Genomic DNA, 22,568 nt, shown 5'->3' with positions numbered 1-22,568 from the left:
TCTCTGAGCGTAATACTTGATCTCATGTTGATCAAACTGTTCCACTGGTGTCTTCATCCGCCTCATTTCACAAAGAGAAACATAGTATGGATCGTGTCCCAGCTCCTTTATTCTTAATGCTACCCCTATCGTCATTTCCAAATGATGATTTGGATTGGTAATCACTATCGCCACTTTCATGAAACAAGAAAATTAAAGTAGGACTGTACCCCAGGCATTTCTTCATACCTTCTTACCGACATGGCACCTTCAGAAATAAACTTCCTTCTTAATGACTGGTCTTCGAGTAATAAAGATATTCTTTCTGCAAGTGACTTATAATCCTCAACCGGAACCAAAAACCCATTCTGACCATCATTGATTAATTCATTTGGTCCGGTAGGACAGTCAGTAGAAACACATGATACGCCAGAAGCCATGGCCTGGATCAAAACTCCGGGCATACCTTCATGTCTGGACGAAAGAGCAAATACAGATGAATGACTCATGAATTTAAAAGGGTTCTTGTCAAAACCTGCAAAGCAGACAGAGGCCATCATGCCCTTCTCCTGTACCATAGATTCATACCTGCTTTGTAAAGGTCCTTTACCAAGGATAAATAAACCCACAGAGAATTTTTCAAAGAGGAGTTCAAAGGCTTTAAGAAGCGTATCATAATCTTTCTGCCATTCGAACCTCCCAACAGCTAAAATCACATGATCAAACTTTTGAAAGAATGGATGATGAACTTCTTCTTGTTTTCCTTGTAGCAGTGTTTGGTTGATGATAGGGTTGTTTACCACAATGGTTTTTTGAGGTTTTACCCCAAGCATTTCAATACATTCCCTCTCTACCCCTTTCGAAACAGCAGTAACCCAACTTGCTCTTTTGTATAAGACACTTTTTACCCATATCATAACCCTTCTCTTCCATCGACTCTTATTGGGAGGAAATAGAATATTCCTTTCAGAAACCACTGTCACTCCTTTGAAACGAGAAACACCTGCAGCCAGCATCATTGGCATAGAGGCTCCACCACAGGTTGAATAGATTATGTCGTATTTACCGGACCTTATCAAAGAAACTAATGGCCTCCACATTGACCAGAGGGATTTAGCCTCGAGATCATAGAGTTCTACATCACCTGGCAAATCACTAATAAAATCTCCTTCCGCTCTCATTAATGCCAGATCACACTGAAAATGTTCTCTGTCGTAAGCTTGCAGTAAGTTCAGAGTGACCCTATCCGCTCCTCCATAACCTAGCGTTGGCCTAACAAAAAGAACTTTTAGTCGGGTTTTCAAATTATCAGAATAATTGGGAGAAGTTTCTCTTTCCAAATGTATAAGTGACTTGCTCCCAATAAGGCGCTAATTCATCAGTCAAACGGGCGAAAAAATCTATACCTACCTGCTCGGCTGCTTCAAAATCAGTACTTGCATCTCCAAAGAAAAGACATTCGGTTTTCTTAAAACCTTTATCAGCCAGTACCATCTTCACAATTTCATCTTTCTTTCTGGGGCTTCCATAAACTTCATCAAACCAGCTATCTATTGATCTTGACCGGATGATAGAATTAAGCTCCTCATGTGGTGTTCCAGATGCTACTACACAATAGATTTTGGCATCTCTTACTGCCTGAATCATAGCCTCAAATCCCTCTACAAATGGCGATTCTATCACCTTTTGCTTCACTATTGATGCAAACCTAGCTCCTAGTTCCTCTTCAATACTGGGGTTGTATTCTCGCTCAAGTAAATTTTCTGTAATCCACCTGAATTTGTCATATCTGGAAACTCCCTGATTTGCCAAATGATGCTCTTTTACCTCATCTTCGATACCTAAACCATTGAAGAGTTCTACAAAAGCCTCTGTCTTAATGTCACCTGACTCGAGAACTACACCATCAAAATCAAAGAACATACACTTATACCCCAGCAATTGAGATTGGCTTGGAATAATTTCTTTCATCATTAATTTTCTCTTGCTGACTGAATCTCTTCGATTACCTGAATAATTCCCTGACCCATATCTACATACTCATTAGACACTAGTTTATGACCAATCTTAGGTGTATATGCGTAAGGTGTAATGTTATAATGGCCATTACCAAGCCCTTCGTCTCCCAAATACCGCACATTAGTATCTTTATTCAGTATTTCACCAAACATTTTGAAAAGATCAGATATGGTGAGCTTATCATTGCCTGTGAGCACTAGATTTTTATTTATATAGTCATCTGACAAGATAGAAGCACTTAACCTTGCTGCGTCATATACATGTATATAGTCTCTCTTATCGTCTGAACGTCCACTATGTTCCATCGCATCATTGTCCATAAAATTCTTGAGTAGTCTGAACACTCCATTGGCCATATCTGTCCTTGGTCCATAAAGGCTTCCGTATCTCAGTACCGTATACTCAAGACCATACTTTTTATAGTACTCTTCAACATAGTTTTCACAGGCTTGCTTACTGCATCTATAAAAACCACCCTCTCGACTATACACATAAACAGTAGACCCAAATACAAATCTTTTGACTCCATTGAGTCTAGCCGCTTCCAACATATTGACAGTTCCCTGAATATTGATAGCAACTGTATCCAATGGTCGGGTTTTTGCCGCATTTAAATCAGCCAGTGCCGCCAAGTGATAGACATAGTCAAAGCCTTTTAATTGTTCTGACAGAGCTTGAAAGTCCGTAACATCACCCTGTATGAATTTTTGATCACTTCTCAGGTAGGGTGATTCTACAATATCAAAAACTGTCACTTCATACCCTTTGTCAGAAAGTGCATCTGCAATATGGCTTCCTAAAAATCCAGACGCTCCGGTTACTAATACTTTAGTACTCATTTAGAGAAAAAATTTATGACTTTTTGAGCTGCCTCTATCTCCATTTGAATTCTTACTTCACTTGCGTATGAACCAATATGTGGAGTAAGAGTACAGTTCTCCAGATCGCATAATGGACCTTGATAGGGTTCCTTTTCAAAGGTATCAAGATAAGCTGACGCTCCAGAATTGCTCTTCAAAAACTCAACAAGTGCCTCTTCATTGACCAATCCTCCTCTACTTGCGTTCACAATCATTACATTGGACTTAACCTTAGACAGAAAATCTGGTCCAATCAAATATCGTGAGCTATCGGTATATGGAGTATGAATAGAAATAATATCCGACAAACGGGCGATATTGTCTATACCGGTATACTCTACTCTATTATTTGAAGCAAATTCCAAGTCTTCATATAGATCAAATGCAAGCACCTTAACATGAAATGGACTCAGTAGTTCTACCAGTCTTTTCCCCACTTGTCCCAAACCAATAATACCAACAGTCTTACCAGTAAGTAATCCCCCCATTGGTTTCTTCCATACTCCTTTGGTCAAGTTGGCGTGAGAAGGACCAATCCTTCTCAAGCTGGACAAAATTCCACCTAAAGTAAGTTCAGCTACTCCATCTACATGTGCGCTTGGAGTATTCTCAACAACAACATTATGTTTTTCAGCAGCCTTGAAATCAACACTATCCATTCCAGCTCCTAAACGACATAAATACCTCAGGTCCGGACATGCTGTAAATACCTCTTCATTAAGCTTCTCAGTTCCAGCAATCAATCCGTCAAAACCAGGCAAAATCTCTATAGATTCCTCAATTTTGAGCGTCCTACCATATGGATTAATAACTACTTCCAGGCCTGCCTGACGTAGCATTTCCAACGGTTCATTAGAAACCTTTCCAAAAGATGAGGTCGTTGTTAAAATTCTATAAGCCATCCTCTGAGCTTTTATTCAATACCTCTTTAATTTTATCCAGTCCATCGAGCCACCATTCACTGATACCTACATCGAAGTAAGTGTGAATGTCTCTCCCTGTCACCCAGGTTCTTAAGACAGGAGCACTTTTCTTACCCATCCACCACCATGGATTAGGCCCATCGTGTGATTGCACAGTATACTTACGAAATGCCCATACGCCCTGGTCGTAGTAATAGGCTTTCTTGTAGGACTGTCTTTCTGTGGAGACATTTCTTTCTACGTTGCCATAAGGTCTCAAAAGTCCTTCTTCGCTGATTTCCATGGCCCGGAAGGGATGATCATCCTGTGCTTCCCAAACTGTCATACATGAATCCAATTCCGTTTCATCATCCAGTTTTTGAAGACACTTGTCTATTATTGACCCATCTACATAAACAGTATTTCCCAATAGCAGTACGACATTTTCCAGGTTTTCATACTTTTCATTCACCCATTCAACGGCATGTTTAATTACCTCCCCATGGTTGACAGTATCTCCTCCAAGTTCATCGGGTCTCGGGATTACCGTGGCACCATATTTCTCTGAAGCCTTTGCAATTCCTTCACCATCAGTAGAGACAAACACCTTATCGATTTTTAATGCCTCCTGAGCAGCTTTTATGGGATAGTAGATGAGTGGATAACCTCTTACCTCAAGAATGTTCTTGTTAATAATGGATTTACTACCAGCTCTGGCAGTGATAATGGCTACGTTCATATATTTCTCAATTCATTAAACTTAAGTATAGTTTGAGCTCTATGTTTCCAAGAATATTTGGTAACAAGGTCTCCTTTAGCTCTGTGCGCCAGATTTGCTCTCAATTTAGAGTCATTTACCAGCCTATCCAATGCTTCCTGCCATTCTTCTTTTCTCGATGCAGAGACTAGTATACAGTTCTTGTCATTTTCAAGAACTTCTCGAAGCACTTTCAAGTCTGAACAAATGATTGGCTTTTCGGCTTCCATATATTCGAATATCTTGAGAGGAGACATATACTCAGCTGTATTCTTACCACTTCTAATGGTAACATTGTCCTGGTAAGGTGCCAGCAAAATATCGCACTTCTTTCTTGCCATTGCTGCCTCTCGTGGTGATACAAACCCATGAAAAAAGAGATTCTCTGAAATTGATTCCAAAGCAATGTTCAGATGTGTTAAGTCTTCCTTATATCCACCAACAATATGAAAGTCTAAATGGGGATTTTCTTTTGCTAATGAAACTACCATTTCAATACCACGACCTGGAGAAATGGTACCGAGGTATCCAACCTGAAGTCGGTCCTCAGATGTAAGAGGCCATTTGTAAGAGGCCAACTCTGACAAGTCATAATCTCTTATAGTGGCTCCATCATGTGCTACCAGAATCCTTTCAGGACTAAGTTTGGGAACCTCATCAATCAATATTGTTTTTAATGCATCACTTAAAACCACGAGCCCTTTTAAGTTTCCTGATTCTAACAATTTGAAGAAGGCTCTCTTCTGTTTTTCAGACATCACCCGAACAGGATCATGAGTCTCATAAATGACATCATATCCTTTGCTTGCTACTAGTGCACAACCGTAAAGTGATCTACCAAAGACAAAATCGGGCTTCTGCTTTTTTATCTTTGAAAGCATTCTCCGTGCATGCCAATAAAGGGTGAGTTTTGGAATACGTGTGGTGGTAAGATCAAGACTAAAACCATTAACTCCATACCAGGATCTGACCTGATCTAAATCCTGATTTTTCTTTCCAAGTCCAAACAAAGTAACATGATGACCCAGCTCTTGAAACGCATTGCACATATGCATGACATGCACACTATTAGCCCGTTGGGAAGGTATCAATGAATCAGAAAGATATGCTATTCTACTCATTTAGATTTCTGGAGAGTCTGATTCAAAAAATTGAGTAAGCTCTTAATATTTTGCTCCTTGACAAACCTCTGTTCAATTAACTCCTTAGCATTCTCCCCTTTTCTTCTGAGGAGTTCAGGTGACTCAATAAGTCTCATACAGTCTGTCTTCAATTGACCATAATTACCACTTAAGAACCCTGCATCTCCTTCTTCAATTTGTCCTCCCGGGTCAAAAAGTTGTGAGACAACAGGTTTAGCATACCCCCATGCCTGAAGAAATACATTTGGAAATCCTTCGGCCTCGCAGGTATGTACAAGAAATTGAGATCCAGCAATTATTCCGTTGGTCTCCAGAATACCTTTCTTCCCTAAGTAATAGAAATTCTGAGGTAGATCGCCCCCTTCCTTTACGTAATCGTATGCTTGTTGCTGAATTTCTCCTACCATGATGAAGTCAACCTGAATATCAGCTAAATCCCCAGCCAGTCGAATGAAAACCTCGGGGTGTTTGTGGGCCTTTAAATTACCAACCCACACAATATAGGGTCTTGGCCATTCAAAGGATTTCTTCTCTAGAAAGGGTGAGTTAGGGATGTATCCTTTATTGTTATGGTTAATGAATTCCAAATGATCTTCATTGTTGCAGACAACACCATCAATTTGCTTCAAGGCTTTTGCATAATGCCATCCTCGAATCCAGTGGCTCAATTGTCTTCTTAGCCTTCCATATAGATTAAGACCAGGTATTGATTTATAATAGTAAGGCTTTAAGTCAAGGATATGGCTAACTGAAAAAATGATACTAATATTCTTACTCTTTACAGGTCCGACCACCGAAGCCAAAAATCGTTTATTAAATCGCCAATACACTACGTCTGGCTGTTCCTGAAGTATGGCGTTAACAATGCCATGAGCATTATTTTCTACCTCCTTTAAAGGGTAGTCTGCTTTAAAACCATCATCAACACCATCAACTGCCAGGTAACAGAGGTCTATTCCAATTGTATGCATGGCTTCTGCTATTTGGTGACATTGAATCTCGGAGCCACCTAATACTCTGCTAAAGTGTTTGTTTATTATAACAACCTTCATAGGGATAAGCTTATATCAAGACATCCAGCGCTCATACCACATGCTAAAGATGAGAAGATTCCATACTCTGTTATGCCCTCTGCCATTCTTGAAAGCTTTCAATAAGTCTCTCACATAATTTTCATCAAAAAAAGACATATTTCTCACATGAGTTTCATCGAGATACTCATCAACAAAGGGCTGTAGATGAGTATCTAACCACTTCTTTTTTGGAACCGCAAAACCTTTCTTTTCTATTGAAGTCAATTCTTGAGGGATGTATTTCTCATTAACGCTCCTTAGTAAGCTTTTGCTGACACCATTTTTGTAATGATAATCAGATGGCAATCGAGCTGCAAACTCAGCTATCTTATGGTCTAGGAGTGGCTCCCTGCTTTCCAGACTTACGCTCATACTTGCTCGATCCATTTTGACAAGAATATCATCCGGCAGATAATCCTGATAATCATATGTCTGAAGTTTATCCAATTCATCCATCTCCGATCGGAAATCCAGAGATTGATATAAACTTTCATCAGTATCCCATGTATTGATCAACTTTTTAAGGTCTCTAGTACCAAATGTTCTATTCCCCTCTATCATCATGGTAACAATATCAGGGAAAGCACTCAGCTGCCTTAATTCAGAAGATGCTTTCGAGTATAACTTACTCTGATATCCTAGCAACCCAGCAAGTTGATGGTAAACCACCCCATAGATCAGCTTCTTAGTAACTCTTGTCTTCGAACCTTTTAGGTTATTCAACACCTTCAATGTATCAAAGTACTTATTGTAACCAGCAAAAACTTCATCTCCCCCGTCTGCAGAAAGTGCCACTGTAACATTAGACCTTGCGAACTGACTTACCAAAACTGAGGGTATAGCTGATTTATCCGAAAACGGTTCATCATAAATGTCACTTAACTTCGGAAAAATATCGAGGAGCTCTTTCTCTGAGCAATACATTTCATGGTGATCCGTCCCTAAATGATTAGCAATGGTCTTAGCCTTATCGGCTTCATTATACTTTTCATCATCAAAACCTATGGTAAAGGTAGAAATTGATCCATAGTGCTTTTGTAAAATTCCGGCCACTGTAGTGCTGTCTATCCCTCCACTCATGAACACACCCACGGGCACATCTGAAACCATTCTGAGTTTGAAAGCCTCAATGAGTTGTTTTTCTAACTCTTCTACCGCCTCCTGGTAACTTAGAGAAAGTTTTGGCTGCTCAAATAGTTTCGCATGACTCCAATAGGCTTTGATAATGACCTTCCTGCTCGTTAAATCTAACTCTAGTACATGTCCGGGAAGCAGCTTCTTGACTGATTTAAAAATACACCTGTCCTGTCGGACATATCCAAAATCGAGAAACTGAGCCACAGCATTTAGGTCCAATTCTTTGTTGAAGGATGGATGTTGATGGAAAATCCTAAGCTGAGAACCGAAAACGAAAGTATCTCCCAACTCCGTATAATGAAGGGGTTTAACACCCGCTCTATCTCTTATCAACCAGAGCTTTTTCTTTCTTCCATCCAGAAACGCAATAGAAAACATACCACGAAAGCGGGCAACTGCATCGACCCCTTCCACCATGAGTGCTCTTAGAATCACCTCAGTATCTGATTCAGATTTAAAGGTATGTCCTTGTTTAGTTAGCCAGGCTCTTACTTCAAGAAAATTGTAAACTTCACCATTGAATATAATTGAACAACTCTCGTCCTTGGAATACATCGGCTGTCTCCCCAATTCAGACAGATCAAGAATAGATAACCTTTTGTGTCCTAAACCAATTCTTGCCTCAGGAAGATCAAATACATCGCAACCAGACCCATCTGGCCCCCTATGCTCCAAAGTGTTAGTCATTCTCTCCAAAACCGACTGATCGGAGGAGAATGAAAAATCAACAAACCCTGCTATACCACACACTCTTTATGATGATTTTATTGACGAAATATTCACTATACCGAAAAGAACTCAATCAGTTTGGCAAAAGAAATCTGAGCTTGACCAAGTTCCGAGTGCTTTGATCTCATTTTCTCTATTTTCAGTTCCTTTTTTAGTCTTAGACGGTTGCCAGCCAAAAGATGACCAGGTTTCAATTTCTCTTTACTTGTTAATTCTATATCTAATTCTTCAGACAATTCCGTAAGAGGTTCTGAATCGCCTCTTTTCCCAACAAACTCTTCATACCTAAGCCTTACCATACTGAGGCCACATTTTAAAAAGTAAGTCATATAACTTATAGACAAATGCTTGAATGCTGTTTTAGAGACCTTTTTGGGCTGAATATCCTTTTCAATTCCCTTTGATAAATCCTTTTCATATTTCTTGCGATAAGACTCGAGCACTCCTACAAAATTTCGTTTTAAGTAGAGTACAAAGAGATTTTCATTATCAAATACCCGTTTAAGAAGCATGAGCCTTAAAGGGTTCTTTGAAGACTCAACCAAAAACTCGCTTTCGCTTTTGATATAAATGATCTGATAAAGTTTTTGACAGTCCTCCCAAAAAGTCTTTACCTCACTAGTAGGAAATAAATGGTAAAAAATAACCCAGACATTATTTCTTACTGATAGCTTATACTTTTCATGAATAACCTTGAATCTAGAATCCTCCAAAGATCTTTGGCTGTTCCACTCTTCAAACACATCTGACCAGAATTCACAGTCTTCTATTTTTTCATGACACGAACAATACTCTTTTTCTATTCCATCCCGACTTATCTGGATTAATTCTCCCATACTGAAACAGTCAGGACCATTTCCCAAATAAATATCCAGCAAAGTAGATCCTGAATGCCAGTTTCCTGCCAGATAGATTAATTTCATTACTTGCTTGCGGCTATTGTTTCTACAAATGTTTTGAGACAAATTCCTCCACCCAGGTAGGAGATATCCTTTTCCGTATAAGCCTTACCCTCTGGAACATAACCAAAGCTATCAGTCAACAGACCCTGAAAATAGAATTTTACATCTTCTAAAGTTGGAGTCAACTCTCCACTCAACAACTGTTTCATTATTGTATTATCTGCCCAAACCTCAGATATGTGATACGCTCCTGGCATTGACTTAAATTGAGCATTACCAAAATAAATGCAACATTTTCCCCGGCAAGCGGCCTCAATTGCCACGGTACCTGTGATTGTCGCAGTGAATAACCCTCTTCCTATTAGTTCAAAAGAATCCAGTGAGAATGGGGCCAAAATCACATTTGGTATGGAAACTATGGTCTTATAATAATCATAAGGACGCACATTGTATTTGTATTCAAGTCTGAAGGTAGAAGGATGTTCCTTTACAACAATCTTTACATCTTCCGGTAAAAGGAGCCTGAGCATCCTAATGGCATGAATCTGCTGATCAAAAATGTCGCCCTCAGGTAAAGTCGTCCTTTCTGGTTGATAATGGAGAAGAACCGAAACAAACTTGTCTCCCTCCATTAAATCACCTTGTAAGCTTTCATACCTCTTGTATGCCTGGTACTTGGCCCAGAGACTTGCGGCACTTACATGAGGGCGTTTGCCAGACTTTAAGAAATGGTTCACCATCTCAACCTGCCAATTCCATACTTTCCCTTTGTACTTATCTAACCTTCTCTTTTCGTAGATAGGAATTGCATTTTCATATGAATCCAGCTTTTGCTCGACATAACCATCGACATCCAACTTATCCTGGTCAGTTACCTGAATATCTTTGACTTTGACCAATTCACCATATACGAGTCCCCTTTCCAGGTAGCTCTTCCATGGTAGTGGCGTTCTTCTGATACTGTAGATATCTATTTTGAGGAAACTAGCCACCTTACAAAAAATGTATTCGAACATGACATGAGGCGTATCATGCGTAATGATTACATCAATTTTATAGTCAAGAAGTAAGAACAACGACCTGTAAACAATTTTCTCAATTAATACATCATGCTGATAAATACTGCTTTTACCAGAAGTCTTTCTGGCCATGATATGATAAAGATTGGAATCGTGTGATACATATCTTAAGAGTTCCGGGTACTTTTCGAATATTCTCTTCTCCTTATACACCTCGTTCGTATGTAGCTTCTTTCTTACAAATTCGTCTACATCAAATGTATCTATCCCCTCAACTGTTTTCCACTCATCCACACTCAGAAAAGTTGCCAGAATCAATTTGATGTTTCCAGCGAATTGAGACAAACTTTGATCTACATTCAAATTGCCTGGAAAAATGGCAATGCTTTGATAGGTTTTCGCTAATTCAAACTGCATATGTTCTAGACCTTATCGGCAAGCTCTTTAATGATTCTTTCTGTTGAAGCTCTCCCCGAGTATTCATATACATCATTTTCGAGATACGACTGTTGTTGATTATACAGCTCATCCAAGTAATCCTTCCCTTTCTCAATGAGCTTACGTACTTCATAATTAAGTTGATGTTCCTGACTAATATCAGGACAACCTCCTTCTCTGATCATGATGGCATCCAAATACCCCTCATTCTCACTAATCCGGTGTATCCAAAGCGGCACCCCACCTGCTATGGCCTCGAAACCGAAACTAGAGATCGAGACAATAACAATGTCCACCAGTTTTAGAAAATCAATATTTGTATTGGCTCCTTTTCCAGTCTCAAAAACCGTAACCCTTGGTAGGTTGAGCATCCATTCAGATGGTTTTAAAGATGGGCGCAGTTTCAAAATAAACTGATAATCAGATAATTCAGGAATGCTTAAAATATTCTCGAAAACAACCTTTTCAGTCTGTTCCAGGTGAGTACCCGAAAAAGCAAAACCAATCACCTTCTTATAGCTTCTCCCTGTCTCCTTATTCACTTTAGCTACTGGGTTTCCCACTTTAATGCAACGTGATTTTTCCAAACCTGCTCTCAAAAGAACTCTTTCTGATTGAGCTCCCCAACACCACATTTCATTTGCAATGACAGGGTAATAGCTTAGCGTATGGTCCAAAGAACCATGCTGTAAGGTAACGGATTCAATATTTAATGAATTGGCAGCAGAAAGTAAAGGAATCGCAAATTGTGTATGATCCGTATCTACCAAAATGAACCTGACTTTTGAATTTTTAAAAGTATCCTGCCAAAACTTAAAAGCCATGAGCATCCTGAATATCAAGTTCTTAACCAATTCCTGGTTTATCGGATAATTAAATCGCTCATATACCCTCATAGCTCTGGCGCTAAGTCTGATGGTCTTGATTACCAAACGAATAGCATTGATCGGACCAGACCTAAAGAATAACCCGCGGGAATTCTTCTCCAACTCTTCTGCCACCATTACTTCTGAATTTGATGAAAAATGCTCCACCAAAGGATTCATTATGGCATTGAAGTGATACTTATCCTTATTCTTGATTAGTAGCAAATTCCTTTCAAGCGTAAGACCAGTTTTTGACACCAGAAGACCGTTCTTGATAGCTGAAAGACAGAGTTTGAGCAGAGATACCCTAGTGCCTTGAAATTCAAAATTCGTGGCTGCATGGGCAGGTTCCAGAAAGAAGCCCAAAGGCAAATTATCTTCCGAAGCTTCATTCAGTGCAAAGACCATTTCTGCATTGAGTCTAGAAAGATCTATAAGGTCCTTTCTCTGAAGAATATTCATGGATAAGCAGCTAAATTATTTAGCAAATACACCTGACTAATTGAAAAGCCTCGGCCATTTTTACACCTACTGTAACTCCCCACATTTCTGCTCTTATCTTCAAGGCCTCCGGAGACCTTGGGTGTGGAAAAGGTCTCTTCTCAAACTCATATTGCTCCATTGCCTCAACCTTAGCCAACAAGTTAGAATTCGAGATTTCAATAAAGTAATTAGGCAAAAAATGTCTTGGGTCAGATGAAGCCCTCCATTCAGTTCCTGACATGGTTTCAAATGTAAATATGGACTTGACTGTTTCTCGGGTTAATGGCCGTGAAGCAGTAATCACTGCCTCGAAAGTCCTCTGATGATCAATGTTCACATCTCCCCCATGATGAGTAAAAATGATCTCGGGAAGAAATTCTCTTTTCTCATTTTCAATCACTTTGATTATGTCTAGTAAGGCGACTGTATCAAACCTGTTATCTGGAAAGTCATAAATCCCAACAGATTCATATCCTATCGATTTAATTGCATCATTAATATTCTTACGATGGATTAATAATTCGTCTTTCCATTTTTGCAAATCTCTTTTCTCCGACCTAGACGTAATGCCTTCACCGAGAATAACCACCCTGACAGTACAATTGTGCTGATAAATTAACTTGTTCATTGCTGCCCCTAACCCTAATACCTCATCATCAGGGTGAGCAACTACAACCAGAATTCTTTTATTTTCTAACATATTCATTCTTTCCTCCAAGGCTTACCTCTTACAATATTAGCAGTAGGACTTGATGATAATTCTGATAGCTCAGTTCTTACCCCAAAAGAGTTGAAAAAACTTGACGTTTGAATGCAATAGGCAGTTAATGGCTGACTTTCAAGATAACATGCTCCCGTATCAACCCCTATTTTATAGTTATCCACATAAGGATAATAAAAAGCCGTATGACCAAAAATTACTTTCTTTGAGCCATTGAACAACTTTTCATTTTTCAGGAATTCATACCTGTTAAAAAGCAATTGATTTATTGGCACATTTGGAAGATCATTATCGTAATAGGCCATAGGAATGCCACTATGAGTAACCACATACTCATCACACTCCCAAAATGGAATCATTTTTTCGAAAAAGCCTTTAAATGCTTGAAACATTCTCGTCCTTGCCTCAAATAAATCGAATGTCCCGAATGATTTAGCGGTTATTTGACCTCCATACTTGGTCAGGTAATCAAAATACTTTCTTTTCTCAAAGGGAAGCTGTTTCCATATATATTCATGATTACCCATTATAAACAAACATTCCTCTCGATTGTCGATTTCCGACAAGAAAGATAGTGTTGCATATGGATCTTGCCCCTTGTCAACATAGTCACCAATAAAAATAAACCGAGGATCATCATCTTCTAAATAGCTTATCACATCAAACAACTCTTTAAGCTTAGATACCTCACCATGCACATCACCTATGACATAATCCATATTTTATGAGTTAATCAGATCGATTTCTTGGGCCCGAAGCTCAAACTTGTTATCAGTCTGCATTTTTGATCTGAGAATAGCCACTGTAGGCAACCATTCTTCAATATCCAGAGAATTGCGACCAATTAATTTGAAAATATTATGCTCTGTCAACTCCATCTGTATCTCTCTCCAAAGTGGTTCTTCTTTCAAATAGATTGGTAGTTTTTGTTCTAACCAATTATGACCTAACTCTACTATTTCAGTAGATGACTTTAAGGAATTTCTAATTAATTGGATTACGTCAATCACTTTAGTGGCTTTTGATGGAAGGGCCTCTAAAATGGGAGAAGAATCAAAACCAAGATCAAAAAGCAAATATGATATCGCTGCTGCTAAATCAGGTACATTTCCAATTTGGCAGTAATTTTGACCTGCATTAACGGCAATGATTGGATGATCGTCTAAAAGACGTGAAACATAAAAATCTATTCTACCTGTATGATCATTTTCGGATAAAAAAATAGGCAGCCTTAGTATGGTGTATGTTCCAGGGCTAAAATTAGTCTCTAGGAATAATTCAGCCTCTCGTTTATTTAGAAGATAGTTCATTGTAACATCAGGAAGCAGACTTACCAAACTTGAATCAACACGGTGTATAAACTGATCAGCCCTATTTGACAAGTTCAGTTTTGGCATCCAACAGCTTGAGATTAATAGATACCTACCAAACTTGAGATTATCCTTTATTTTAAAAACCGCTTTATCATCATACGCAATAAAGTCTATAATCCAATCAAAGTACTCCCCCTTTAATAAATCTATTCCTTTATCCCTATCCGAAACTATTGTCCTACAGCTAGAACTGAATATTCCTGCCCTTCTCGATAGAACTGTTACTGCATATTCATCAAGACCTACAAGATGATCTACCAATGATTTACCTAATAACCTTGTGCCACCTACTATTAGGACTCTCATCTCGCGTAGAAACGGTTTTCCCAATGCCTTGACAGGTAAACTCCTTCTTTACCAAAAGACACCAAAGGATCTTCATCCTCAAGGTGATTCAGAAAGAGTGATATCTCACTCAAGCCAGCTTCATAGCTTTGAACGAGAGTAGTTGAAAATCTTGGGTTTATTTCAAAAATAGCTGGTGAACCATCATCTCTAATAAACAATTGAATATTAAATGGCCCCTGTGGGTAGAATTTATCGTTAATTTCATAAGCAAGGTTCTCAATTATCTGGTTATTTTCAGTCACTGATAGGAGTGTTATTCCCTTCTTTTTTAGAACTCTTTTTGGGCTAATACTTAGCACCTTATTCTTATGATTAGTAAGAACTCCCACTGTATACTCAACTCCAGGTATATAATTTTGAATTATTGTCTCTTCAGCACTGTAATCTTCTAACTTATAGTATGCGCTTAACTGCTCAGGATTATCAATTCGTTTTATACCCCTACTACCTCTGCCTACATTAGGCTTTATGAACAGAGGAGCATCAATCTGCCAATCAAATTCAGATCCGATATATGTAGGGTTAATAGAAATTTCACTTTTTATTAACTCATTCATTAACAGATATTTATCAAGACAAAGCTTAGTAAACTCCTTAGTCGGTGCAAAAACAAGAATATGACCGTAGTCTTCTGCAATTTGATGTGCAAGTATTATTTCTTCATCGATTAGAGGAACATATCCCTCTATACTCTCCTTTTCAAATATTTCCCTGATAAGAATAGCATAATCAGGATCAGACACCATCGGGGCCGGATAAAAATTAAATTCAGGATAAACGTACTTTAAATCAGCATTACTATCTACATAAACAGGGTCGAACCCATCCCTTATTAGTTTGTAATGCAAATAGGGAAAAAGAGATCCTCCTAATCCAGAAATAAGTAATTTTTTCATTAATTATTATTTTGACAGAATTATATCCCAAGCCAATGGAGTACCTCTCTTTATGCTCTTGATAGCCTTCGCTCCTAATACCAGATCAAAGTACTTCGGCTCCATACCATCTCCTGGTCGAATTACCCGAATATTAGACTCATCTAACTCCTCCCCTTCTTCAATATCTTTAACTACATATATTGATCTTTTGAACCTTAAGGAGCTCCTTTCTGCATTCAAAACCTTATAACTCACTTCACCTAAAGCTTGCCAAGCCCTCTCCGTTTCAACAACAAGGGCTTCAAGTTCATTGGGTTCCAAGGAAAATGCAGCATCCACTCCACCATCTGCTCTAGATATTGTAAAATGCTTTTCGATTACTTTGGCTCCTAAAGGAACTGATGCAACTGCAGCTCCAATTCCCGCTGTATGATCTGACAAACCTGTAAAGCAGTTGAAAATCTGACTCATATGAGGTATTGTCAGTAAGTTGGTGTTTTCAGGGCTCGATGGATACGTACTGGTGCATTTAAGTAAAATCAAATCTTTGCAGCCATTATCTCTAAGAACCTGAACCGATTCAGAAATATCCTCTAAAGTCGAAGCTCCCGTAGACATAATGACTGGTTTACCAGTACTGGCAATTTTTTTCAGCAGCCTTCTGTCCTTATTCTCAAATGAGGCAACCTTGTATACAGGTGCACCAAGTTCCTCCAAGAAATCTACTGATGTATTATCAAATGGACTACTAAAAGGTATAAGTCCTTTTTCTTTCGCTCTTTTGAAAATGGGTTCGTGCCATTCCCATGGAGTATAGGCCTTCTCATAAAGTTGATATAATGAGTGACCATGCCATAAAGAGTTGGGATCATCAATATAGAACAGACCTTCATTATGATCAATAGTGATAGTATCCGGAGTATACGTCTGAAGTTTCAACCCATGAGCACCTGCTTTGGCAGCAGCATCAACAATCTCAAAAGCTTTCTCAATAGACTGATTATGATTACCAGACATTTCTGCTATGATAAATGGTTTACCATTCTGACTTATTTCAAAGTCACCGATATAAAAACTATTCATTATCCTTTCTATATATCCTTATTATGAAATCCTTACCTCTCCAAGTGAAAAAAGCCGGATACCTCTCATTATCGCAGACTCTTAATAATTCGAATTGCTCTCCCAAACTTTTCTCTGGATCTAAACGACTGTCTTCTGGCCCTCTTTTTTCGTAGAATGACTCCTTACCAGATTGTGTCACAGCAACTACATTAGGGTATCTTGACAAGAACTTAAGAATTAGCCTTTGTGTTAATAAACCTTGTTGATGTTTTATCTCTGAAAGAAGTTCATAGCCTTCAAGGTCTATGTATTCTTTGTCATATATAGGCCCCGCATCAACTTCTTCAGAAGCTTCCAACAATGTTACCGGAATTCTCTTTTTACCTTCCAGCACTTGCCAAGTCACTGGAGACCAGCCCTTTCCCTTAGGCAAATCACTCTCATGAACTACAAGGTTAAATTGGTTTAGATTTAGTTGCCTAAAAATTCTTTCGCATGACAGCAGACAAAGAATGTCTCCCTGAACAACATCTGAGTGACGATGCAATAGTCGTGCATCAAAGTCCAATTCTTTTAATTTATCAACCAGCTCTCTGGCATATGGAATAATCCAGGAATTAGGATTATCAACCAATATTTGGATTTTTAACTCAGACATTTAAATGCTTTAACCAATCTTTCACCTGACTCCCCATCAATCAACATTTTATGTTGATCTCTTATTGAACTCAGTCCTTTTTTTAAGATATCTTGCCAAGAGTTTTCAAGGTCATAAAAACTTGTGGTTTTAACAATGGCACCAGCACTATGAAAACCTTGTAATATTCTATCTTGGTTATCAATGTAAGAACCAGATATTGATGGAAGTCTACAAGCAACAGCCTCCATAAGAACACCGCTGGAGGGTAGTATTCCTACATCTGCCTTTACCATTTGTTCCAACATTTGGTGCTCATTGAGGTTGCTATGTATAATAAGTCGTTCAGGAAATCGGTCTTTTAATTCACGTATAAACTTCTGATCACTGTATCCCGGTCCTAACACTACATGGATTAAACAATTGGTAGAATGCAAAAGCCAATTAGATACACTAAATGAAAAATTCTGATTGTCAGACCCTCCAAATGAAACCAAAACTCTCTTTATTTCTTTGTCATTTCTGATATCCTTTCTTGCTTGCGCCAAAAAAGATGGACGTAGGAGTGCATAATTTGTTCCCAACAAAAAAATCACACCATCTTTATCTACTTGTAAGCTTGATTTATGGGCTCCCGGGGCATGATTAATTATTAAATCCGCACAATAAACTCCTTGTAACTCATCAATAATCATTGCCACCTTGACTGGCTTTTGCTTTAGCGATAATTGGTAGTTGATACCAAACCAATAACCATCCAAAACAACTATATCAACTTCATTGAGGACATTGTGTAAATCAAACTCTAATTCTTTACTTCCTCTTTTATCAGGAGTCGAATATTCCTGAGGTTCAACTTCCAAGAGATCTATCCCCAATTTATCTAACTCACTCCTGGTAGCGGAATCTGTACCTCCCATAGCAAATACTATATGAAATTCATCTCTTAGCATCAAGGCCAAAGAAAGAGAGCGATAGAAGTGTCCCCAACCAATCTGAGGATTTGCATCAACTCTGAAAAGCACTTTGGGGAACGACAAATTAGTTCAGTCTTTTAAACCCTCCATGACATACAGGCCCATCCAAAGAGGCATCTACATTTTCTAATCCCTTTTCGAATCGACTTATTTTTTCAAACAAAGGTGTAACCTTGTTGAAGTATTCCTCAATTTTATCATCAGTATGTTCTGTGCAGACATATACACAGTGACCTGCCAGCAATCCTTGTTTTAGCATTTCCTGAGTAATAAAAGTCTTATACTTAAGCCAATTTGGAGAGTCAATACTAAAGGATGTAAGGGCTGATAAGCCTGCTGTTTTGATTTTGAGATTAAGAGAGCTTCCTATCTCATTCCAACGATCAGTAATTAGTCTTCCCTGGGTAGTAATAAAGTCCCATGAATTGAGTCGCTCCATTTCATCCAGTGTAGCAAGAGCGGCAGCAGAGCCAATACGCTCTGTCCAAAAGGTACTACTTATAAAAGTTTTTTGTGCGGCTTGCATAACGCTTCTCTTGCCCAATACACCTGTTACAGCATATCCATTGCCCAGGGCCTTACCAAACATGCACATATCTGGTTCCACCCCATATTTCTTGTGAAGGCCACCAAATGTTTCCCGAAAACCAGAGGTACACTCATCAAAAATCAGGACAAGATTATGCTTATCACATAGTGCCCTGACTCCTTCAAGATAACCCTCTGCAGGCCCCATATTTCTTGACACCTCCATTTTCACCACGCCCAAGTCTGGATGTTGTGCAATTATCTTTTCCAGTTCAGGTAAATCATTGTAGTGAAACGGCACTACACTTCCACTTAGGTGTCGCGGTACCCCTGCCGGGTCAAGACCTGGTAGAAGATGTCCATCCAGTCCTTCTTCGTTTGCTAGGTTTGCTGACAGATACCAATCATGCCAACCGTGATATCCACAAATAGCCACTTTATCTTTCCCTGAAGCCGCCCTTGCGATTCTAATTGCAATGGCATTAGCCTCTCCTCCCGAACGAGCAAACCTTACCATTTCTCCCCATGGATGTAGCTCTATTAAGCGTTCTGCTAACTGAACTTCTTCCGGACAGCTAAAAGTGGACATGTTCCCTTTGTCTATGACCTGTTTAACAGCATTATCAACCTTGTCATTGCCGTAACCCAAGGAGTTGGTTCCGATCCCCATGATATACATATCGAGGTATTTGTTACCATCAAGATCCCAAACATAGCATCCCTTAGACTTCGAGAAATAAGATGGCCAATGCTCTGGCAAGAACATCTCTGGTCTCTTTGATAAGAGCATAGTCCCTCCAGGGATCAACTCTTTTGCTTTTTTATATAACTCCTGTCCAGTTCCCATGACTAATCTTTAGATTTTAAATATCCCTCATTTCTAATAATATCTGCATTGACGAGGTGATCAGGGTTTTGAAGCATGAATTCAGTATACTCTAACCAACTTTTACCTGTCCCAAGGGACTCTATTAACCAAGCCATCATTTCAAAATCAGCAGGCTCATCTACTGTCATTCTTATTTTGTTGAAATTAGAAGGAGCGTTGTAGTTCACACCTTTAAAGATATTTCCTCCTTTGAAATCGGTATTAGACCTAATATAAGGAGTCACATGCTCTCTATCCGACTTACTTGTAGCCTCTCTCCATGCTCTTTCCAATGCACTCATTTTGAATACTTCAATATCCTGTCCATCCGGGAAGTTTTCAATCAAAATATTGGCACAATAATCTGCATCACTTTCCAGAGCCAGGTTGACCACTTCATCGATTAAATCAGGGTCAATCAGCGGACAATCGGAAGTTAACCGGATAACCCAGTCCACTCCAAAACCTTTGACAGATTGATAAAATCTGTCTAACACGTCATCTGTTGATCCTTTAAAGCACTTAGCTCCAACTAACTCTGTAATTTGACAGATTTGATCTACCCCAGTCTCATGTGTTGTGGCCACAATGAGATCGTCTATCAGCTTGGACTTTAAAATACGTTCCAGATGAATCTGTAATAAGGTTTTGTCCTGAATCCTTTTTAAAACCTTGGCAGGTAGACGAGTACTACCTACTCTAGCCTGCGTTATTGCTACAATTTTCATTACCAATTAAAAGGATATAAAAGCTCTCTTTCCTTCACATCAATAGTATCTATTTCCTGAAAAATCTGATTATCCAAAGGCTTATTAATCAAATCTACATTGGACAATAGTTGTTTCTGTGAGTCCACACCGATCAACACGGCATCTATATAATCTTTAGACAGTGCATACCCAAGAGCCAACTGATTCATAGGTATGTTGAAATCTGATGCAAGTTGACCTAAACTATTCAGATGCTTTTTCAAGGGGGTAAGTTTAGGAGAAATTAGCTCTGACTCTCTAAAAAACAAACCCTGTAAGAATACAGACCGGGTATGTATCTCTTTCCCCGAATTCTTTGCCAATGTGAGAACCTCCCCACGTTGTGAATGATTATCAAGCAGGTTAAATGGCAACTGAATCAAATCAATTTGATTGTCGTCAATGATTTCCAGAACCTCATGATTAGTATATATAGAAACTCCAATTTTCTCTATAATGCCTTCATTCTTAAGTTCCTGTAATTCTATCAGCTGAGCTTTCTTATAGTGATCAAAGGAATGAAAAAGAATAGTATTCAGTTTTTGACAGTTAAGTAGCCGTAGGCTTTCGGTTACAGACTTCGCCAACCCAATATTATCAGTTTTATTGAGTTTAGTGATTACTTGAAAATCATGACCTACTCTTTGGTTGAAGTAATCTCCCAATAACTGCTCACTGGTTCCGTAAGCTGGTGCTGTATCAAGATACCTGATGCCTCTATCAGCACAACAGTCTAATATGCGGAATGCTTCATCTCTTCCGACCTGACCGCTGCTGTTGTTGATTCCATAATCCAGTCCAAACTGGACAGTTCCCAGAATCAATTTGTGGACCTTATTTTTCAAATTAATTCTATTAGCCCCTTTTCTTCCCACTTTCGGAGATATTCCAGTACCACCTCCTGACTTAAATCGGTAGGTAACTCCGAGACAGCTGTTCCATCCCCAACAAAATGAATGAGATCCATGACATCTCTTAATTTTCTAGCATCAGCACTTGCAGTCCAGTCGACATAAAGGTCATACTGAGGATTTCCCAGACACATCAGACCACTAAAATTCTTTTTGATTAAAATCTCCTTCTCCAGGTTTTCAACGAGTTGATGCAAGATATTCACCGATTCATTCAGACAATCTTTATTAATAATATCAAGATTATCAAGGCTACTGTGATATTGCGGATAAGGGAACCTGGATAGACTAGGCATGGCAATCTGATGTGCTTCAAAGCATATTTCATCGTTGCCAATGATGGAATGAAAAGGACCAGTTCTGAAGTTGACTCCAATTGACTCTAAAGTATTCTTAAGAACTTTGTCCATTAAGGAATCTCCCTTAAAGCTATGTTGAAGAGCAAGTTGAGTTTCTGAACCTAACATCTCTAAGAACAGAGCGTCTTTAATCTTATGCCCCCCCTCCTCTTCAAGTTTCTGTAGATATGATTCTGAACCCAGTATTTCCTGTACCAAGAGCAATTGATAGGAGAATTTGGTCTCCTTCTCGGCCAGCTGCTTGAAAAACTCAATTCCAACCGCCACACCAGCCAGATCATCATTAGCCATACCAGGATGGTCCAGATGGGCCACAAAAGTGAATGTCTGATCACTCCTACCTCTTTTAAGATAGTTGAGGACACTCAGATAGCCATCGCTTTCCTTCGTCTTAATTGTCACTTCGTAGCTTCCTTCGGTCAGACCATCATAAAAATCTTTTGATACACAAAAGCCCCAGGTTCTCTCCCATGGCCTGTAGTTCTGCCTGAAATGGAATGGAATTGCATCCGAGGGCAAATCAAAATAAGTTTCGTAATGCAGGTGTTCTTTCAGCTCCTTCAAAGAAATAATTCCCTCAAAGGGCAGTGTTATTGAAATAAACTTGATTGGATTGTCTGTAGCATCATAAATCAGCTTACCATCCTTTTTAATGTTTGCTTCAATAACATCGTGTTTTGGTGGAATTACCCATCCATTTATGTTCTCCTTGAAGTTTAATATCTCTGCACCGGGAAGTTCATTCATTATATAGCTCAGACATTCATCATAATCTGTAGAGCAGAAGTTTCTGTTGGTCAGGTAGAGGTCTTCAATAATACGATAAGCTAAACTCATGCTTTCCCGAT

The 22,568-nt window shown here is 38.9% G+C and carries 22 protein-coding genes; all 22 read right to left on the bottom strand.

Annotated features, from left to right (window positions below; all coding sequences use genetic code 11):
• Window positions 1–176: 176 nt before the first annotated feature.
• Window positions 177–1,283: a glycosyltransferase gene (locus tag ACOOEY_RS17770; RefSeq protein ID WP_420386074.1), complete on the bottom strand. Its 1,107-nt coding sequence runs from the start codon at window positions 1,281–1,283 to the stop codon at window positions 177–179.
• 4 nt (window positions 1,284–1,287) lie between these two features.
• Window positions 1,288–1,953 (bottom strand): HAD family hydrolase, encoded by a 666-nt coding sequence (locus tag ACOOEY_RS17765; RefSeq protein WP_420386073.1) that lies wholly within the window; start codon window positions 1,951–1,953, stop codon window positions 1,288–1,290.
• The gene (locus ACOOEY_RS17760; protein ID WP_420386072.1) at window positions 1,953–2,837 is read right to left on the bottom strand and encodes an NAD-dependent epimerase/dehydratase family protein; all 885 of its coding nucleotides are present in this window, start codon (window positions 2,835–2,837) and stop codon (window positions 1,953–1,955) included. Before ACOOEY_RS17760 ends, ACOOEY_RS17765 begins: the two co-directional genes overlap by 1 nt.
• On the bottom strand, window positions 2,834–3,760 hold the full coding sequence (locus tag ACOOEY_RS17755; RefSeq protein ID WP_420386071.1) for a phosphoglycerate dehydrogenase: 927 nt from the start codon (window positions 3,758–3,760) through the stop codon (window positions 2,834–2,836). Before ACOOEY_RS17755 ends, ACOOEY_RS17760 begins: the two co-directional genes overlap by 4 nt.
• Entirely contained in the window at window positions 3,750–4,499 is a 750-nt protein-coding gene (locus ACOOEY_RS17750) for a cytidylyltransferase domain-containing protein (protein WP_420386070.1), read from the bottom strand. Before ACOOEY_RS17750 ends, ACOOEY_RS17755 begins: the two co-directional genes overlap by 11 nt.
• Entirely contained in the window at window positions 4,496–5,638 is a 1,143-nt protein-coding gene (locus ACOOEY_RS17745) for a glycosyltransferase family 4 protein (protein WP_420386069.1), read from the bottom strand. The genes ACOOEY_RS17750 and ACOOEY_RS17745 overlap by 4 nt, the downstream gene beginning before the upstream one ends.
• On the bottom strand, window positions 5,635–6,630 hold the full coding sequence (locus tag ACOOEY_RS17740; RefSeq protein ID WP_420386068.1) for a glycosyltransferase family 4 protein: 996 nt from the start codon (window positions 6,628–6,630) through the stop codon (window positions 5,635–5,637). Before ACOOEY_RS17740 ends, ACOOEY_RS17745 begins: the two co-directional genes overlap by 4 nt.
• Window positions 6,631–6,726: 96 nt before the next feature.
• Window positions 6,727–8,619, bottom strand: a complete 1,893-nt coding sequence (asnB, locus tag ACOOEY_RS17735; RefSeq protein ID WP_420386067.1) for an asparagine synthase (glutamine-hydrolyzing) — start codon at window positions 8,617–8,619, stop codon at window positions 6,727–6,729.
• A 32-nt stretch (window positions 8,620–8,651) separates the two neighbouring features.
• On the bottom strand, window positions 8,652–9,521 hold the full coding sequence (locus tag ACOOEY_RS17730; protein ID WP_420386066.1) for a hypothetical protein: 870 nt from the start codon (window positions 9,519–9,521) through the stop codon (window positions 8,652–8,654).
• A complete protein-coding gene (locus ACOOEY_RS17725) occupies window positions 9,521–10,936 on the bottom strand; it encodes a hypothetical protein (protein WP_420386065.1) in 1,416 nt (471 codons plus the stop codon). Before ACOOEY_RS17725 ends, ACOOEY_RS17730 begins: the two co-directional genes overlap by 1 nt.
• Before the next feature lie 5 nt (window positions 10,937–10,941).
• Window positions 10,942–12,285 carry a hypothetical protein gene (locus ACOOEY_RS17720; protein WP_420386064.1) on the bottom strand — a complete coding sequence of 448 codons (1,344 nt, stop codon included), beginning with the start codon at window positions 12,283–12,285 and terminating at the stop codon, window positions 10,942–10,944.
• 19 nt (window positions 12,286–12,304) lie between these two features.
• Window positions 12,305–13,006, bottom strand: coding sequence for a PIG-L deacetylase family protein (locus ACOOEY_RS17715; RefSeq protein WP_420386063.1), 702 nt, complete (start codon window positions 13,004–13,006; stop codon window positions 12,305–12,307).
• 2 nt (window positions 13,007–13,008) lie between these two features.
• Entirely contained in the window at window positions 13,009–13,746 is a 738-nt protein-coding gene (locus ACOOEY_RS17710) for a metallophosphoesterase (protein WP_420386062.1), read from the bottom strand.
• Window positions 13,747–13,749: 3 nt separating this feature from the next.
• Window positions 13,750–14,706 (bottom strand): hypothetical protein, encoded by a 957-nt coding sequence (locus ACOOEY_RS17705; RefSeq protein ID WP_420386061.1) that lies wholly within the window; start codon window positions 14,704–14,706, stop codon window positions 13,750–13,752.
• The gene (locus ACOOEY_RS17700) at window positions 14,703–15,644 is read right to left on the bottom strand and encodes an ATP-grasp domain-containing protein (protein WP_420386060.1); all 942 of its coding nucleotides are present in this window, start codon (window positions 15,642–15,644) and stop codon (window positions 14,703–14,705) included. The genes ACOOEY_RS17705 and ACOOEY_RS17700 overlap by 4 nt, the downstream gene beginning before the upstream one ends.
• Window positions 15,645–15,650: 6 nt before the next feature.
• Window positions 15,651–16,709 carry a pseudaminic acid synthase gene (gene pseI, locus ACOOEY_RS17695; RefSeq protein ID WP_420386059.1) on the bottom strand — a complete coding sequence of 353 codons (1,059 nt, stop codon included), beginning with the start codon at window positions 16,707–16,709 and terminating at the stop codon, window positions 15,651–15,653.
• Window positions 16,702–17,349 (bottom strand): formyltransferase family protein, encoded by a 648-nt coding sequence (locus ACOOEY_RS17690; RefSeq protein WP_420386058.1) that lies wholly within the window; start codon window positions 17,347–17,349, stop codon window positions 16,702–16,704. Before ACOOEY_RS17690 ends, pseI begins: the two co-directional genes overlap by 8 nt.
• Entirely contained in the window at window positions 17,337–18,368 is a 1,032-nt protein-coding gene (locus tag ACOOEY_RS17685; RefSeq protein ID WP_420386057.1) for a PseG/SpsG family protein, read from the bottom strand. Before ACOOEY_RS17685 ends, ACOOEY_RS17690 begins: the two co-directional genes overlap by 13 nt.
• Window position 18,369: 1 nt before the next feature.
• The gene (locus ACOOEY_RS17680) at window positions 18,370–19,680 is read right to left on the bottom strand and encodes an aminotransferase class III-fold pyridoxal phosphate-dependent enzyme (RefSeq protein ID WP_420386056.1); all 1,311 of its coding nucleotides are present in this window, start codon (window positions 19,678–19,680) and stop codon (window positions 18,370–18,372) included.
• A gap of 2 nt (window positions 19,681–19,682) precedes the next feature.
• Window positions 19,683–20,429: a cytidylyltransferase domain-containing protein gene (locus ACOOEY_RS17675; RefSeq protein WP_420386055.1), complete on the bottom strand. Its 747-nt coding sequence runs from the start codon at window positions 20,427–20,429 to the stop codon at window positions 19,683–19,685.
• Window positions 20,429–21,295 (bottom strand): aldo/keto reductase, encoded by an 867-nt coding sequence (locus ACOOEY_RS17670; protein ID WP_420386054.1) that lies wholly within the window; start codon window positions 21,293–21,295, stop codon window positions 20,429–20,431. The genes ACOOEY_RS17675 and ACOOEY_RS17670 overlap by 1 nt, the downstream gene beginning before the upstream one ends.
• On the bottom strand, window positions 21,292–22,557 hold the full coding sequence (locus tag ACOOEY_RS17665; RefSeq protein WP_420386053.1) for a DUF4910 domain-containing protein: 1,266 nt from the start codon (window positions 22,555–22,557) through the stop codon (window positions 21,292–21,294). Before ACOOEY_RS17665 ends, ACOOEY_RS17670 begins: the two co-directional genes overlap by 4 nt.
• Window positions 22,558–22,568: the final 11 nt, after the last annotated feature.

The organism is Roseivirga sp. (assembly GCF_965216855.1).
In the GTDB taxonomy this organism is placed as follows: Bacteria; Bacteroidota; Bacteroidia; order Cytophagales; family Cyclobacteriaceae; genus Roseivirga.
Note: the sequence above shows the minus strand (reverse complement) of the source record. Positions and strands in the feature narration are given on the sequence as shown.